At 40.3% G+C, this 16,288-nt stretch carries 17 protein-coding genes; 4 read left to right on the top strand and 13 right to left on the bottom strand.

Translation table 11 applies throughout. The annotated features are described in order from the left end of the window. Window positions 1-26: 26 nt before the first annotated feature. Window positions 27-1,148 (top strand): flavodoxin-dependent (E)-4-hydroxy-3-methylbut-2-enyl-diphosphate synthase, encoded by a 1,122-nt coding sequence (ispG, locus tag ERX29_RS00555; RefSeq protein ID WP_243719926.1) that lies wholly within the window; start codon window positions 27-29, stop codon window positions 1,146-1,148. After that, window positions 1,138-1,701: a 5' nucleotidase, NT5C type gene (locus tag ERX29_RS00550; protein ID WP_165981010.1), complete on the top strand. Its 564-nt coding sequence runs from the start codon at window positions 1,138-1,140 to the stop codon at window positions 1,699-1,701. Before ispG ends, ERX29_RS00550 begins: the two co-directional genes overlap by 11 nt. 28 nt (window positions 1,702-1,729) lie before the next feature. Here the strand turns inward: ERX29_RS00550 and ERX29_RS00545 are convergent, their stop codons facing one another. The 5 genes from ERX29_RS00545 to ERX29_RS00525 form a co-directional block, all read right to left on the bottom strand. Continuing rightward, window positions 1,730-2,137: a Fur family transcriptional regulator gene (locus tag ERX29_RS00545; protein WP_133442728.1), complete on the bottom strand. Its 408-nt coding sequence runs from the start codon at window positions 2,135-2,137 to the stop codon at window positions 1,730-1,732. Then, window positions 2,127-2,972: a metal ABC transporter permease gene (locus tag ERX29_RS00540; RefSeq protein ID WP_133442727.1), complete on the bottom strand. Its 846-nt coding sequence runs from the start codon at window positions 2,970-2,972 to the stop codon at window positions 2,127-2,129. Before ERX29_RS00540 ends, ERX29_RS00545 begins: the two co-directional genes overlap by 11 nt. Then, the gene (locus ERX29_RS00535; protein ID WP_133442726.1) at window positions 2,969-3,733 is read right to left on the bottom strand and encodes a metal ABC transporter ATP-binding protein; all 765 of its coding nucleotides are present in this window, start codon (window positions 3,731-3,733) and stop codon (window positions 2,969-2,971) included. The genes ERX29_RS00540 and ERX29_RS00535 overlap by 4 nt, the downstream gene beginning before the upstream one ends. A gap of 89 nt (window positions 3,734-3,822) precedes the next feature. Further along, window positions 3,823-4,713, bottom strand: a complete 891-nt coding sequence (locus ERX29_RS00530; RefSeq protein WP_133442725.1) for a deoxyribonuclease IV — start codon at window positions 4,711-4,713, stop codon at window positions 3,823-3,825. Between the two features lie 11 nt (window positions 4,714-4,724). Continuing rightward, window positions 4,725-6,053 carry a DEAD/DEAH box helicase gene (locus ERX29_RS00525; protein WP_133442724.1) on the bottom strand — a complete coding sequence of 443 codons (1,329 nt, stop codon included), beginning with the start codon at window positions 6,051-6,053 and terminating at the stop codon, window positions 4,725-4,727. Between the two features lie 126 nt (window positions 6,054-6,179). Here ERX29_RS00525 and ERX29_RS00520 point away from each other — a divergent pair, with 126 nt between their 5' ends. After that, the gene (locus tag ERX29_RS00520) at window positions 6,180-7,145 is read left to right on the top strand and encodes a 4-hydroxy-3-methylbut-2-enyl diphosphate reductase (RefSeq protein ID WP_133442723.1); all 966 of its coding nucleotides are present in this window, start codon (window positions 6,180-6,182) and stop codon (window positions 7,143-7,145) included. Window positions 7,146-7,198: 53 nt separating this feature from the next. On the opposite strand, the gene ERX29_RS00515 is transcribed toward ERX29_RS00520, so the two are convergent. The 7 genes from ERX29_RS00515 to ccpN form a co-directional block, all read right to left on the bottom strand. Then, window positions 7,199-8,287, bottom strand: coding sequence for a Nif3-like dinuclear metal center hexameric protein (locus ERX29_RS00515; RefSeq protein ID WP_243719925.1), 1,089 nt, complete (start codon window positions 8,285-8,287; stop codon window positions 7,199-7,201). Further along, the gene (locus ERX29_RS00510) at window positions 8,277-8,960 is read right to left on the bottom strand and encodes a tRNA (adenine(22)-N(1))-methyltransferase (protein ID WP_243719913.1); all 684 of its coding nucleotides are present in this window, start codon (window positions 8,958-8,960) and stop codon (window positions 8,277-8,279) included. Before ERX29_RS00510 ends, ERX29_RS00515 begins: the two co-directional genes overlap by 11 nt. A gap of 54 nt (window positions 8,961-9,014) precedes the next feature. Then, window positions 9,015-9,371: a c-type cytochrome gene (locus ERX29_RS00505; RefSeq protein ID WP_133442720.1), complete on the bottom strand. Its 357-nt coding sequence runs from the start codon at window positions 9,369-9,371 to the stop codon at window positions 9,015-9,017. Between the two features lie 94 nt (window positions 9,372-9,465). Beyond that, a complete protein-coding gene (gene rpoD / locus ERX29_RS00500) occupies window positions 9,466-10,572 on the bottom strand; it encodes an RNA polymerase sigma factor RpoD (RefSeq protein ID WP_133442719.1) in 1,107 nt (368 codons plus the stop codon). Window positions 10,573-10,589: 17 nt separating this feature from the next. Then, window positions 10,590-12,347 carry a DNA primase gene (dnaG, locus tag ERX29_RS00495; RefSeq protein ID WP_133442718.1) on the bottom strand — a complete coding sequence of 586 codons (1,758 nt, stop codon included), beginning with the start codon at window positions 12,345-12,347 and terminating at the stop codon, window positions 10,590-10,592. An 11-nt stretch (window positions 12,348-12,358) separates the two neighbouring features. Further along, window positions 12,359-13,183 (bottom strand): pyruvate, water dikinase regulatory protein, encoded by an 825-nt coding sequence (locus ERX29_RS00490; RefSeq protein ID WP_133442717.1) that lies wholly within the window; start codon window positions 13,181-13,183, stop codon window positions 12,359-12,361. A gap of 11 nt (window positions 13,184-13,194) precedes the next feature. Continuing rightward, window positions 13,195-13,827, bottom strand: coding sequence for a transcriptional regulator CcpN (ccpN, locus tag ERX29_RS00485; protein WP_133442911.1), 633 nt, complete (start codon window positions 13,825-13,827; stop codon window positions 13,195-13,197). A 266-nt stretch (window positions 13,828-14,093) separates the two neighbouring features. Between ccpN and ERX29_RS00480 the strand changes: the two genes are divergently transcribed. Continuing rightward, entirely contained in the window at window positions 14,094-15,473 is a 1,380-nt protein-coding gene (locus ERX29_RS00480) for a glycine--tRNA ligase (protein WP_133442716.1), read from the top strand. A gap of 73 nt (window positions 15,474-15,546) precedes the next feature. On the opposite strand, the gene recO is transcribed toward ERX29_RS00480, so the two are convergent. Beyond that, window positions 15,547-16,287: a DNA repair protein RecO gene (gene recO, locus ERX29_RS00475; protein ID WP_133442715.1), complete on the bottom strand. Its 741-nt coding sequence runs from the start codon at window positions 16,285-16,287 to the stop codon at window positions 15,547-15,549. Window position 16,288 lies beyond the last annotated feature (1 nt).

The raw sequence follows: 16,288 nt of genomic DNA, 5'->3' as shown, positions 1-16,288 counted from the left end.
GAAGGAGCCATCATTTCATGCCAGAAATTACGCATAGAAGAAACACCCGTCCAGTTAAAGTGGGAAACTTGACCATTGGAGGAAACAATGAGTTAGTCATTCAGAGTATGACGACGACAAAAACACACGATGTAGAGGCGACAGTTGCTGAAATTCTCCGCCTTGAAGAAGCAGGCTGTCAGATCGTCCGAGTCGCATGTCCGAAAGAAGAAGATGCACTAGCAATTGAAGAAATCAAAAAACGCATCAATATTCCTTTAGTTGTTGATATCCACTTCGATTACAAACTAGCCCTGCTTGCTATTGAAGGCGGCGCTGATAAAATCCGAATCAACCCCGGCAATATCGGTCGTCGTGAAAAAGTAGAAGAAGTTGTCAAAGCATGTAAGGCAAAAGGTATTCCTATCAGAATCGGTGTTAATGCAGGCTCACTTGAAAAACATATCATCAAAAAGTATGGTTATCCGACAGCTGATGGTATGGTAGAAAGTGCCCTTCATCATATAAAAATCCTTGAAGAGCTTGATTTTCATGATATCATCGTCTCTATGAAAGCAAGTGATGTTAATTTAGCCATTGAAGCGTATACAAAAGCAGCTCAAGCGTTTGACTATCCGCTCCATCTAGGAATCACTGAAAGTGGTACATTGTTCGCAGGAACTGTTAAATCAGCTGCAGGTCTCGGAGCTATTATGAGTCTCGGCATCGGCAATACATTACGTATCTCCTTATCAGCTGACCCGGTCGAAGAAGTGAAAGTCGCTCGTGAACTGCTGAAATCATTCGGTCTTGCCAGCAATGCCGCGACACTTATCTCATGTCCAACATGCGGTCGAATTGAAATTGATCTGATCTCAATCGCCAATGAAGTAGAAGAATATATTTCTACTATTAAAGCCCCTATCAAAGTAGCTGTTCTCGGCTGTGCGGTAAACGGTCCAGGAGAAGCACGCGAAGCTGATATAGGTATTGCAGGTGCTCGTGGTGAAGGGTTATTGTTCATGAAAGGAAAGACAGTACGTAAAGTGCCTGAAGAAACAATGGTTGAAGAATTAAAGATTGAAATTGATAAAATTGCCGAAGAATATTACAGAAAACAGGAAACAGCACAATTAGAAGCAGCTGAGGTTGAAAGCGGTGCGCTTTAGACTGGGCATTGATATTGACGGGACAGTTACTTGTCCTACTGCTTTAGTACCTTATTTACAGAAATCATTCAGAAAAGATCTTTGCTATGAAGATATAACGGCATATGATCTTGGCGTGGTGCTGAATAAAACACCAGAAGAAATGTATGACTGGTTCATCGCCAACCAAGAGGAAATCTACATTAATTCACCCATTGCTGAAGGTGCTGCTCCCATCTTAAGAGAATGGGCAAAACAACATGAGCTTTACTATATCAGTGCACGTTATGATTATTTAGGTGACATAACAGAACAATGGTTCACCAGTCATGACATTCCTTTCCATCATATAGAATTGACAGGCAGCCACGATAAAATAGAAGCTGCCAGACGACTTAATGTTGACTTTTTCTTAGAAGATAAACTTGATAATGCAATCGATATTAATCAGACACTTAACATTCCAGTCATCTTATTCGACACGCCTTATAATCAGTCTGAACTACCGAATGAAGTATACCGTGTCAAATCATGGCAGGAAGTAAATGCAGTACTTAAGCGTTATATAAAATAACAAAACCGGAGGAAATTTCCCTCCGGTTTTATTTACATTTTTCACATAAACCATACAATTCAATTTTGTGTGATTTGATTTCGACATCTGGAATCTCTTCTTTAAAGACTGCGACTGGACAATACTCAATCACTTTAGTATCTCCACATGATTCACAGATAAAATGATGATGGTGATGACTAATACAGGCGAGCCTGAATTTCTTTTCACCTGCCCACTCCGTTGTTTCAACAATGTTCAGCTGACTGAAGGTATGAAGATTACGGTAGACCGTATCAAAAGATATGCCCGGATATCGGTCATTTAAAGCCAGCTGTATTTGCTTCGCACTTAAATACTTATCTTCGTTCTTCAGTAAAGTAATCATATCTTTACGTTTATCAGTATATTTATAGCCTTTATCCTTCAGCACTTGTATCGCTTCTTCAATCTTCATTGTTCAAACCTCCTTCTTGTCTCTTCTGATACATGATGCTGCCGAGCAGAATCATAATAAGCAGTAGTACAATAACGCCCCCGGGAGAAATATTCATATAAAAAGCGAAGATTAGTCCCATGATTACTGCTGCTTCACCAAAGATAATGCTCCAAAGCATCAAAGATTTATAACCTTTAGCAAAACGCATGGCACTTGCAACTGGCAGTGTTATTAGACTGCTGACCAGCAGGATACCGACGACGCGCATAGAAGCTGAAATCACCAGTGCCACAACCAGCATAAATAAAATATGCAGAATTCTTGGCACACCTATGATTCCTGCATATTCCTCGTCGAACGATAAGACAAACAATTCTTTATAAAGAAAAAATACAAATGCTGCGACAATTATAAATATAGCAATGATTGCCAGCATATCATTAAATGTCACCGCACTGATACTGCCAAACAAATAGCCGAATAAATCCTGATTGAAACCATCTGCAAGTGAGATAAAGACTACACTTAGTCCGATACCTAATGACATTATAATTGGAATCGCCAGCTCCTCATAATGCTTATATACTGTTCTCAAACGCTCAATCAACAAAGCACCGATAATTGAGAATAAAATACCTGACCAGACGGGACTGATGACAATTGCCGGCACTAATTTTGTGACCAGCATACCAAATGAAATACCGCCGAGTGTCACATGACTTAAGGCATCAGCGATCAATGACAGCCGTCTGACAACTATAAACGTACCGATTAATGGTGCTAGAATACCGATCAGCATGCCACTAATCACACTGTAACGCATAAAATTGAATTGAATTAATGCATCAATCATTGGCAGCACTCCCTTTGATGGTCGTGATCGACAAACTGGACAGGATGACCGTATATTTTAGATATTTCAACTTGATCCAGTGACTTGAATTCCTGAGTCGTGCCGTGAAAGTGCAGGTGCTGATTTAAGCAGACGACACTTGTTGCTGTATCCGCGACAATGCCGATATCATGAGTCACCAGCAGTATCGTTATCCCTTCGCTTTTTAATTGACTGAGCAGCTTATAAAATTCTGCGACATGTTTTGCGTCAATTCCTACTGTCGGCTCATCTAGAATCAAGATGCTCGGATTCGCAACTAATGCTCTCGCAATGAATACCCGCTGCTGCTGACCACCGGACAGCTGAGAAATATTCTTATCCTGTAAATGTATGATATGAAGCCGTTCCATCAATTGTGTGACTCGTTCGCGGTCATGTGCATTATATCGTTGAAATAATTTCTTTTCCTGTGTCAGACCGCTCGTGATAACTTCTCTGACAGTTGCCGGGAAACCCGTATTTCCAGCATTTGCTTTTTGAGAAACATATCCAATTTTATGCGGCAGCTGATGCGTCATCGGCTTTCCGTTTATTAAAATCATGCCTGTCTGCAGCTGAAGGATACCGAGAATCAGCTTCAGCAGTGTCGATTTTCCAGAGCCATTCGGTCCGACAATTGCGGTAAAGCTGCCCGGATAAATTTTAATATTGATATCTTTCAATGCGACTTTGTCCGGATAACGATAATTTACATTTTTAATTTCAAATATCGGTTCCATTATCCACCTCTTTATACTTTTAACTTTTCTATCATAATGTAAATCGTAATGAAAACGCAAGGATGAAATTTCATCCCTGCGTTTTCATTTTATTGATTCATAATTTTAGTCTGAAGTTCAGAGTCGAATTGACCGCTTTTAATCATTTCAATTTCAAACTTATAGGGTGGTTTCTTATCTTTTTTATCTAAACCGACATATGGCGTTTCTAAAATTTTCGGAACATCATTAAACGCCGGATGATTAACAATATAGTGCAGAGCATCAAATCCTATTTCTCCGAAGCCGAAGTTTTCATGTCTGTCTTTTCTCGCACCCTGAACATTTTTGCTGTCGTTGGCATGCACTACTTTAATTCGTTCAACACCAACGATTTTATCGAACTCGTTCAGCACACCATCGAAATCATGGACGATATCATACCCCGCATCATGAACGTGACATGTATCAAAACACACAGATAACCGCTCATTGTTATCAACACCATTAATGATTTCAGCTAATTCCTCAAATGTCTTACCACATTCCGAACCTTTACCTGCCATTGTTTCAAGAGCAATTCGTACGTTGTTATCATTGCTCAGAACTTCATTGAGACCTTCGATGATCTTTTTGATGCCTTCTTCTTCACCGGCACCAACATGTGCACCAGGATGAAGGACAATGTCACGTGCTCCAAGTGCTTCTGTTCTGACGATTTCCTTCTGAAGGAATTCAACACCAAGTTCAAATACTTCCGGTTTAACAGTATTAGCAATATTAATGATATACGGTGCATGAACGACAATATTCGACAGTCCATGTGCACTCATATATGCAAGTCCTGCTTCAATATTCAGATCCTCAATCGGTTTACGGCGTGTATTCTGCGGTGCACCTGTATAAATCATAAAAGTCGAAGAACCATAAGATACTGCTTCTTCTGATGCTGCCAGCAGCATTTTTTTACCGCTCATAGATACATGTGAGCCAATCAGCATTTATTTCACTCCTATTTCTTTCTTGCATCTCTATTTGTACGTTTTGCGTGTGCTTTCTTCTCACTGCGTTTTAATTGATCCAGTTCATATCTGAACTTACGTTTATATCCTGGTTTAACTTTTTTCTTGGATTTAACTTTATGTTTTAAAGACTGTTCAATGTTATCTTCCTGCTTTTTACGGCCGGCACGCTGTGTACGATCTTTAATCTCTTTGATTTCTCCTGATTTAATGTCTGCATGAATAAAATTAAAGCCTTTGGCAGTAATCTGGTTGATCAAATCTTCTTCATCTGGTGTATATAAAGTGATTGCTGTTCCTTTATAATTTCCGCGTCCCGTACGTCCAACCCGGTGTGTAAAGAAATCAACGTCTTTAGATATTTCATAATTAATGACATGGCTGACGCCTTCAATATCGATTCCACGTGACGCAAGATCGCTTGCGACTACATACTGAAAGTCCAGCTGCTTGATCCGCTTCATCTGCTGCGTGCGTTCACGTGGTGCCAGTCCTCCGTGAATGATTCCTGCCTTAACCCCTTTATCTGCGAGGAAAGCCAGCACTTCATCGGCATGCTCACGGCTGTTGGCAAATATAATACATAAGTATGGGTTAATCGTCTGCATCACTTCAAATAATTTTTCTTTCCTGTCATTGCTCTTTGTCGGAATAAGATAGAACTCAATATTTTTATTCGTGCGTTCTGCTGGATCAATCTGAACAAATTCAGGCTGCGCCAGATATTTATTCAGAAATGGATGCAATGCTTTTGGAATAGTCGCAGAGAATACAGCAATCTGTGCTTCTTCTCCTAGTCGCGAAGCAAGTGTATCAACAGCTGGCATAAACCCGAGGTCAATCATTAAATCTGCTTCATCAATTACAATCGATTGAGCAAGGTGCAGTTTTAATGCATTTTCATTTGCCATATCATTGATTCTGTTCGGTGTACCGACGATCAACTGAGGCTCAACCTTGGATTTCAGGATGTCCTTCTGCTTATCGGTACCACCGATGTACAGACCTACTTTGATGTCCTTTTTAAACGATACTAAATGTGCGGCAGCATCGTACAGCTGCTTTGCCAGTTCTCTAGTCGGTGCTAAAATAATAATTTGTGGTTCATGTAACTCTGGATCGATCTTATCGATTAACGGCAGCAGAAATGCATGTGATTTCCCTGTTCCTGTCTGTGATTGTCCAATCAGATTAATACCTCTTGTCAATTTTGGAATCACGCGTCTCTGGACTTCAGTCGGCTGATTAAAATTCAAATCTTTCACCGCTGCAATCAATTCAGATGAAAGTTCGAAATTTTCAAATGGATGTTTAGCCATTGTTGTCCTCCTTTATTTGTTCATCCTATGTATTATATAGGAAACCGCTGCATAAATAAAGCAGCTAAATTAATAGTGGTTGATACAGTAAATTTGATATACTGATGTAGATAGGAGGCTTATATCATGGAAATCATAAAAATCACACCTCGCGGCTATTGTTATGGTGTCGTGGATGCAATGGTCATTGCACGTAATGCGTCACTAGATAAAACATTGCCAAGACCGATATATATTCTCGGTATGATCGTCCATAACAAGCACGTCACCGATGCGTTTGAAAGTGATGAAATTATCACGCTTGATGGACCTAACCGACTGGAAATACTTGAGCAGATCAATGAAGGAACTGTGATCTTCACGGCACACGGCGTTTCCCCTGAAGTAAAACATCGTGCTAAAGAAAAAGGACTGGTCTGCATCGATGCGACTTGTCCCGATGTTGAAAACACTCATTCGCTTATCCGTCAGAAAAAGGCAGAAGGCTATCATGTGATCTATATCGGCAAGAAAGGTCATCCCGAACCTGAAGGCGCAGTAGGTGTCGCACCTGACATCGTTCATTTAATAGAAAATCAGTATGATGTTTCAGCGCTGCCGGAAGAACTTGCACAGATGAAATTAATCGTCACGAATCAGACGACCATGTCTCAGTGGGATGTTCTTCATCTTATGGAATCACTCGAACAGAAGTTTCCCCATATTGAAGTTCATAAAGAAATCTGTCTCGCAACGCAAGTCAGACAGGAAGCAGTAGCTGATCAGGCTGGACAGGCCGATGTCTTGATCGTTGTCGGAGATCCAAAGAGTAACAACTCCAATCGATTAGCACAAGTGTCTAAAGAAATTGCACATACAGAAGCTTATCGTATCTCTGATATCAGTGAGCTGAAGCTTGAATGGCTGACAGGAAAATCAACGATAGCCATAACAGCTGGTGCATCGACACCAACACCAATCGTCAAGGAAGTCATTGATTATGTTAAGTCGTATGACCCAGCCAACCCTTTACCCGTGCCGGAACAATCTGCAGTCCCTGTAGAAAAAATTCTGCCGAAGATCAAGAATCCGAAGCCGGTGGATAAACTATAAAAAACAAGACAGCGAACGGAATATGCCGTTTGCTGTCTTGTTTTTTATGACAACTAATATAAAGTAAAAGGATTTGTATCAATAGATGAGCTGATGACAGTTACTTGAATACCCAAACTCTCAAGGAGCGCTTTAAGTCCATCCTTCATCACTACTTCTGAATAGTGTTGAATATCGACAGTTGTCAAACCTGCCATCAATAAATCATGAGCTTCATGATATTTGATATCGCCGGTCAGAAAAACATCCACACCTGTCTTTTGAACTGCTGACATATAATTCATTCCTGCACCACCGATAATGCCGACTGTACGTATCTCCTGGTCAGCGCTGCCGATGAGACGCAGGCTATCTATATTAAGCATTGACTTCACTTCTTTCAGCCAGCTGCCAATCTGAACAGGATGTTTAAGCTCTGCTTTAATCCCTGTACCAAATACATCCTCAACCTGGAAATCATAAACATCATAGGCCGGCTCTTCGTAAGGATGACTTTTGATCAGTGCTTGTTCTACCTGACTTCTCAATTGAGGATCAAAAACGCATTCCAGTTTGATTTCCTCCACTACTTCCAGCTTACCAGCCTGACCAGTATACGGATCTGCGTTCTCATCCGGCTTGAACTGACCTTTACCTTCCACCTGAAAGAAGCAATCACTGTAATTGCCTACTTGTCCAGCACCAGCTTCTCCGAGTGCAGCTTTAACCTGCTCTACATGAGAAGAAGGAACAAACAGCTGTAATTTGGCCATAGAGCGCCTATTTGGGACTAAAATTGTTTGGTTGACCAGTTGAAGCTTGTCTGCAATCATGGCGCTTACACCTTGATGATGAGCATCTAGATTAGTATGCAGTGCAATTAAATTCATATCATGTTTGATTAATAACTGAATGACCGCCCCATAACCTTTATTTTCAATCTGTTTAATACTACTGAAGATTAATGGATGATGACAAATAATAGTATTGTAGCCTTTGACCAATGCTTCTTCGACCACTTCAATCGTGCAGTCCAGTGTCGTTAATATATTAGTGATTTCTGCATTTTTATCACCAATCAGCAGTCCGACGTTATCCCAAGATTCTGCTTTATTAAGAGGAATTTCTTTATCAATCAGCTGCATCAGTTCATCAATTGTCATCACTGATCACTCCTTTAAACAACATCAGCTCTCGCTGAATTTCTTTGAGTCTGACTTTCTGTTCTGGATTATCTTTAATATTATTTTCCACTTGTTTTAAATGGTTATATTCCCGCAGCCATTTTTCATTGAAGACAGCAGTGTTCTGAGTCATTAAAATAGGACCAAACTTCATCTCTGCTGCTGAAAGTGTCATAATTTCAGGCTGTTTCTCTGCCACAACAATTTCATAAATATGCCGCTTTTCTTTGATAATATCTTCCGCGATAATGGTATATCCAAGTTTGACCAGCGCTTCTCTTACGCTTGCTGTATGAATATTGCTTTGAAGTATGAGTCTTGGAGCGCTTTTAAGTTTATGCGGTTCACTTAACAAAATGTCAGCAATTAATGGGCCACCCATGCCGCATATTGTAATAGTATCCACTTCTCCGTCGTCAATTACTTCAAGACCAGAACCTTTTCTCACTGCGATTTTATGTGATAAACCATGAGACTCGACATTCTTAACAGCTGCCTTGTACGGTCCATCAACAATTTCTCCAGCAACTGCTGTCTTTACTACCTGGTCTGTAACTAAGGCTATGGGTAGGTAGGCATGATCTGAGCCGATGTCCGCCATCTTTTGACCCGTGACAAACCTGGCTACTCGTTCTAAACGTTTACTAAGCATAATGATTTCCTTTCAAAAAAAAATCCTTTGCCTGAGCAAAAGATTTTTCATTTATTATTTCGCGCCGTCTTTTAAATATTTGACAAGTGTATCTAAATCTTTATCAGCGATTTTTGATTCATCATGTGCCGGCATTGCGCCTTTACCTTCTCGGATAATTTTTTTCATCTCATCCGCTGATTTTTTGTTACCTGCAAGTTTAGGTCCCATAGCACCTTCAAGGTTCTGACCATGACATGACGTACAGTTATCTTTAGCAAACGTTGCAGCATCAAACTTCTGCTCAGTTTTTGCGCCGCCTTCTTCTTTACCTTCTTCTGCTTTATTAGCACCATGAGCTGATAAGAAAAACACTAAGCCTACGCCCATCAGCAGGATAAGAATAAATGGAATGACTGGATTGCGATTCATTAAATATACCTCCCTTTAAATTCACCAATATACATATCTATTTTATATTAAATACTATTATTGTCAAAGTGTTTTCAAGATTTTAATGAATTATTTAATCCATGAAATCCTTCAGGCGTTTGCTTCTTGATGGGTGTCTTAATTTACGCAGTGCTTTAGCTTCAATCTGACGGATACGTTCGCGCGTCACTCCGAACACTTTCCCCACTTCTTCCAAAGTTCTTGTCCGTCCGTCATCTAAACCGAAACGCAGTCTTAAAACATTCTCCTCGCGGTCTGTCAAAGTGTCAAGGACATCCTCCAGCTGTTCTTTCAGCAGTTCATAAGCAGCATGGTCAGCAGGACTCTGTGCATCCTGGTCTTCAATGAAATCACCTAAGTGGCTGTCATCTTCTTCACCGATCGGCGTCTCGAGTGACACAGGTTCCTGAGCAATTTTCAGAATTTCACGGACTTTCTCTGCTGGCAGGTCCATCTCTTCACCGATTTCCTCAGGACTTGGGTCGCGTCCTAAATCCTGCAGAAGTTGACGCTGTACACGAATCAGTTTATTGATTGTTTCTACCATGTGCACCGGAATACGGATAGTCCGTGCCTGGTCTGCTATTGCTCGGGTGATGGCCTGACGAATCCACCATGTGGCATAAGTTGAAAATTTAAATCCTTTGTTGAAATCAAACTTCTCCACAGCTTTGATTAAGCCCATATTGCCTTCCTGAATTAAATCAAGGAACAGCATGCCACGGCCGACGTAACGTTTTGCAATACTGACGACAAGACGCAGGTTAGCTTCAGCAAGACGTGCCTTAGCCACTTCATCACCTTGCTCGATACGTTTCGCGAGTTCTATTTCTTCCGCAGCACTTAATAGGTTAACACGGCCGATTTCTTTTAAGTACATTCTGACAGGGTCATTTATTTTTACGCCTGGAGGAGCTGATAAGTCATTTAAATTGATTTTGTCATCTGTATCTTGAGCATCTTTTTCATTGATTAAAGTAATATCATTTTCAGCGACTGCTTCAAAAAATTCATCCATCTGGTCTGCATCCATATCAAAGTTCTGCAGACGGTCTGCAATTTCTTCATGACTTAAATGACCATTTTTTTTACCCGACTCAATTAATTGAGCTTTTACTTGATCGATGGTCAATAGTGCTTCTGTATTATTTTCTGTTATACTTTCTTTCTTTTTAGCCACAAGTATTACCTCCTAGGTTACTTCAGTTTTTTCTGTCTGTTATAGTCAATGATTGCTTTCATCAACCGGTCTCGTTCGGTTACGTTGCCTTCTTTAATTGCCTCAGATAATAATTGCTTCAACTGATTAAGGCTCCGTAATTCTTCCTGTTCTTGATGAATCGCAAAAATATAATCCTCGATTTCTTCAACGGAAGGATCGTGATTGATCATCACTTCATCTATCGAAATGGTATCGCTTTGACAATGCGCAGGAACGAAAGACAGAAACTGACTGACATTAAATTGGTCGCTACTTTCGTAATACCCTGTTAAAGCAATAAATATCTTCTGATGTTCCTGCTTTTTAAAATGTTCAGCAGTGATATGACCTTCCATTTTTCTGAACAGATATTTATCCTTAAAAAAATGTTTAAGCACCAACCGTTCTGCTCTTTCAGATTTAGAATACGTAACGATTCTAGGACCTGGAGTGAACTGTGGCGCCGACTGAGGAATATATTTATCCACTTCAAAGTTGAGATTGTCAAAATCTACTTTAAACAATTCACTAGCCTCGTGCAATACTTTTTTCCTCAGTGCAGGTGATTTTATACGGCTGATATCACTCGTCGCTTCCTTCAGACGCTGATCAAACACGAGATCGTTCGAAGCGACCTGACCACTCCATTGCTTTAATTTATAGCTGACAAAGGACAACTTATTATGCGTGACATAGTTATAAAATGCTTCCTGACCCATGTCCTTGATCATCTCATCGGGATCCATCCCTTTTTTGATGGGAACGACGAAAGTATTAATGCCTTCATTCAGCAATGTTTCACCGACACTTAACGTTGCTTTCTGGCCGGCATTATCACCATCAAACATAAGTGTCACGTTACCTGCCAGTTTCTTCAGGAGAAGAATGTGCTCTTTACTGAGCGCAGTACCCATAGTTGCAATTGTATTTTTAAGTCCGCTTTCAGTCACTTTAATGACATCCATAAAACCTTCCAGCAAAATCACTTCATCTTCCTGTCTAATGGGTTTTCGGGCTACATCCAGATGATAGAGAATCTGCCGTTTTTGAAATATAGGCGTTTCCGGGCTGTTTAAATATTTCGGTTCTTCATTTTTATAAGTTCTTCCTGAAAAACCGACCGTATGTCCTTGAGAATTATTGATCGGAAACATAATTCGGTCACGGAAGCGATCGTAATAGCTGAAGTTCTCTTCGTTTCTCGATAATAATCCCGCTTCAAAGGCCAATGCTTTGTCAAATCCTCGCTTCTCAAGGAAATCATGAGCAAAGTGGCTGATATTAGGGCTATAGCCGATTTTTTCGCGGTTAATAATTTCATCTGTGAAGCCACGGTCATACAAATATTGAAGAGCGGGTTCTGCTTCTTCTATCGCTTTCAGAACATAATGATAATAATCCCGAAGCAGTTCATGCATTTCAATCATTTTCATATGATCATTAGCAACTGTTACTGGTTCAGACTTTTCAACTTGAATTCCGACACTGTCACCAAGTCGTCTGACCGCTTCTACAAATGATATATTTTCTATCTGCTCCAGAAACTGAAAGACATTACCACCTTTTTTACAGCCGAAGCAATGACAGATCTGCTTCTCAACCGATACAGAAAATGAAGGTGTTTTTTCATCATGAAAGGGACATAAACCGATGTAGTTACGTCCCCTTTTCTCGAGTTTTACATATTGACTGACAAGATCGAGAATATCATTCTTTTCTCGAATTTCATTAATAAGGTCTTGATCTAACTGCAAATTAACACCTCTTAATAATCATATCTATTATTTTTTGTCACAATCTTAATGATTTCATTAGCAGTTTCTTCAATGGCTTTGTTCGAGACATCAATAACCGGGCAGCCGATCCGGTCAACAATTTCCCCAAAATAGTCGAGCTCTTCAAGAATTCGCTGATCCTGTGCATAGCTGGCATCATCATTCAGACCAAGCTGAACGAGACGTTCTTTGCGGATAGCATTGAGCTTAGACGGGTCAATTTTGAGTGCGATACATTTTGCCGGGTTGATTTCAAACAACTGGTCTGGCGGATCTACTTCTGGTACTAATGGCACATTCATCACTTTAAACCGTTTGTGCGCTAGATACTGACTAAGCGGTGTCTTAGAAGTACGGGAGACGCCGATTAAAACGATATCAGCTTTTGGCAAGCCTCTTGGATCTCTGCCATCATCGTATTTAACCGCAAATTCAATCGCTTCTATTTTCTTGAAATAGTCTTCATCCAGTTTATGCACAACACCTGGCTCATTTAATGGTGACTCATTTAGTTCAATCGTCAGTTCCGTCATCAATGGTCCCATAATATCCACATATTTAAGATGATATTTTTCAAGCTGTTCTTTCATATACTGACGCATATTCGGTTTAACAAGTGTATAAATGACGATAGAACGCTGCTCTCTTGCGATAGAAATGACTTCATCTATATTTTCATGTGTTTCAATATATGGAAGACGGACGGTTTCCAGAGCATTTCCGAACTGGTTAAATTGAGAGGTGCAGGCTTTTGTGACCAGTTCAGCTGTCTCTCCAACTGAATCTGAGGCAATAATTAATCTGATTTCATCCATGAGTCATACTCCTATTCATCTTCAATTAATGCGACAAAGGCACGTGTAATCGTTGTTTTCGTAATTCTTCCCGTAACTTCGTAGCTGCTCCCTTTTTTCCTGACGACAGGAAGCGAATCAATCTGTTTTTCAATCAATAGATTAGCAGCATAGATCAGCAGATCGTCCGGTGTGACCACTGAGATATTTGGCATACGACTCATGATAATATGCACTGGCACAGAATGAATATCCTGTCCTCCCATCGAAGCTCTAAGCAGATCCTTTCTTGAACAGACACCGACCAGTTCACTGTTTTTATTTATCACAAACAATGTCCCGACGTCTTCAAGAAACATGGCACAAATAGCATCATAGACAGATATATCTTCATTGATGACACTCGGGATAGACTGAAAATCTTTGACTTGAAATTTTCTTATCGATGCTGACAAGAGCTGGGTACTTGATTTACCGGTATAAAAATAACCGACTCGTGGTCTAGCATCCAGATAGCCGGCCATCGTTAAAATGGCGAGATCCGGTCTTAACGTTGCACGGGTCAAGTTCAATCGCTCTGCTATTTTTTCACCTGTAATGGGGCCGTTGTTCTTTACTATTTGCAGAATCTTTTCCTGGCGTTGATTCAATTCGATGGCGAACACCCCTCGGACATAGTTAGATAAATATATTATACGCTTTAAAATAAAGTTAGACAATTATAAATGATTGTCACTCATTTTAATTCATGTTATATTCAATATAAGCGAGTTAAGGACGGTGAAAGCTTAACAACAAAATGGCCTGAACATATTAATATTAAAGTTGAGTGGAAACACTAATTTGGGTGGAACCGCGGGTAATATACTCGTCCCAAGGCATATGCCTTGGGACTTTTTTTATTCGCTTAATTAATAAGGAGGAACTATAAATGACAAATATGGATACTGTAGTATCACTTGCAAAACATCGTGGATTTGTTTTTCCAGGAAGTGAAATATACGGCGGTCTCGCGAATACATGGGATTACGGTCCACTTGGTGTTGAATTAAAAAATAATGTAAAAAAAGCTTGGTGGCAGAAATTCGTCCAGCAGTCACTTTATAACGTCGGTCTGGATGCAGCGATTTTAATGAACCCTAAAACATGGGAAGCAAGCGGTCACTTATCTAACTTCAATGATCCGATGATTGACTGTAAAAACTGTAAGGCTCGTCACAGAGCAGATAAACTGATTGAAGATGTTATGCAGGAGGAAGACGATACATTTATAGCTGACGGCTTAAGCTTCGAAGAAATGAAACGATTGATTGATGAGAAAAACATCGACTGTCCTGAATGTGGCGCTCACGATTACACAGATATCCGTCAGTTCAACTTGATGTTCAAAACATTCCAGGGTGTAACTGAATCTTCAACAAATGAAATATTCCTTCGACCTGAGACGGCACAAGGTATCTTCGTCAACTACAAAAACGTTCAGCGTTCTATGCGCAAGAAATTACCATTCGGTATCGGTCAGATTGGTAAATCATTCCGTAACGAGATTACACCGGGTAACTTCACTTTCCGTACACGGGAATTCGAACAGATGGAGCTTGAATTCTTTTGTAAGCCGGGTACTGAAATTGAATGGCAGAACTACTGGAAGGAATTCGCTGCAAACTGGCTGACAACGTTAGGCGTTCATGAAGAAAATATGCGACTTCGTGATCACGACGAGGACGAACTGTCTCACTACTCAAATGCGACAACTGATATCGAATATAAATTCCCGTTCGGCTGGGGCGAACTCTGGGGTATTGCGAGCCGTACTGACTTCGACTTGAAGAAACATATGGAACATTCGGGTGATGACTTCAGCTATCATGACCAGGAAACAAATGAAAAGTACGTGCCTTACGTTATTGAACCGTCACTCGGTGCTGACCGTGTAACTCTCGCATTTTTATGTGACGCATATGATGAAGAAGCACTTGAAGGTGATGACAAACGTACAGTTTTAAGATTCCACCCAGCTCTTGCGCCATACAAAGCAGCCATCCTGCCGCTCAGCAAGAAGTTGTCACAGGATGCACTTAAAGTATTTGAAGAACTGAGTGCAAATTTCAATATCGACTTTGATGAGAGCCAGTCCATCGGTAAACGTTACCGCCGTCAGGATGAAATCGGAACACCTTACTGTATTACCTTTGACTTCGACTCCCTCGAAGATAATCAGGTGACCGTGCGTGACCGTGACACAATGGAACAGGTCCGTATGCCGATTGCAGAAGTTAAAAACTTCTTATCAGAAAAAATTAAATTTTAACTAATTAAGACCAGATTAGCTGAGCTAATCTGGTCTTAATTCTTATTTTCATACCTCTATATCCGTTAACTTGTTATCGAGTCAGCTGTTCCAGTATGCGTCTTGACTTTAAGCTGACACCGATAAATTCATCATATAACTGAAATATGAGACTTTCCATCTCTTTTACGACATCTTCGCTAATAGATACTGAGCTGAATTTATCAAGAGGCAAATTGTTCAGCAAATAGAGAAAATACAGACTTTTATTGCTCATCGGCAATGTCCGTTCATCTTCAGCCATCGCCCGTTTTGTCATAACGCCGTTCAATGACATGGAATAGCCTGTAAACTGGGAACGATCCGTAGAATCATCAACAGGACAATAGTCAAAGTTCGGTTGATAGCCATAGAGCGGCATACATTTCAAGCTGACAATAATACCGATTACTGCCGGATCAGCCCCTTCTGCTATGTGGTCCAGTCCAAACTTCAGAAGCCGATAGATAAATTTGCTTTCGTCATCTTCCTCCAGCGCCTTATCAATCAGTTCAGCGATATACTGGGCATAAGTCAGCTTAAAAATATCACTTCTTATATTGTAATGACTGTTCAATGTATCGACAGAATTCAGAGTTCCCATACCTTTGAACTGAGAAAAGATAAAGAGGTTCTCATAGAACAAATCAAGTGCATAACCAAATTTCTTCGATTTTTTAGCGTTTCTAGCCATGACCGGTATTTTCCTGCCATGTTCAGCAAGAAACGTCACGATCAGATGCGAATCTCCATACTCAACGCGACGGATAACAATACCGTTCACTTTATTCAACATT

It is taken from the genome of Macrococcus lamae (assembly GCF_004359545.1).
In the GTDB taxonomy this organism is placed as follows: Bacteria; Bacillota; Bacilli; order Staphylococcales; family Staphylococcaceae; genus Macrococcus; species Macrococcus lamae.
Note: the sequence above shows the minus strand (reverse complement) of the source record. Positions and strands in the feature narration are given on the sequence as shown.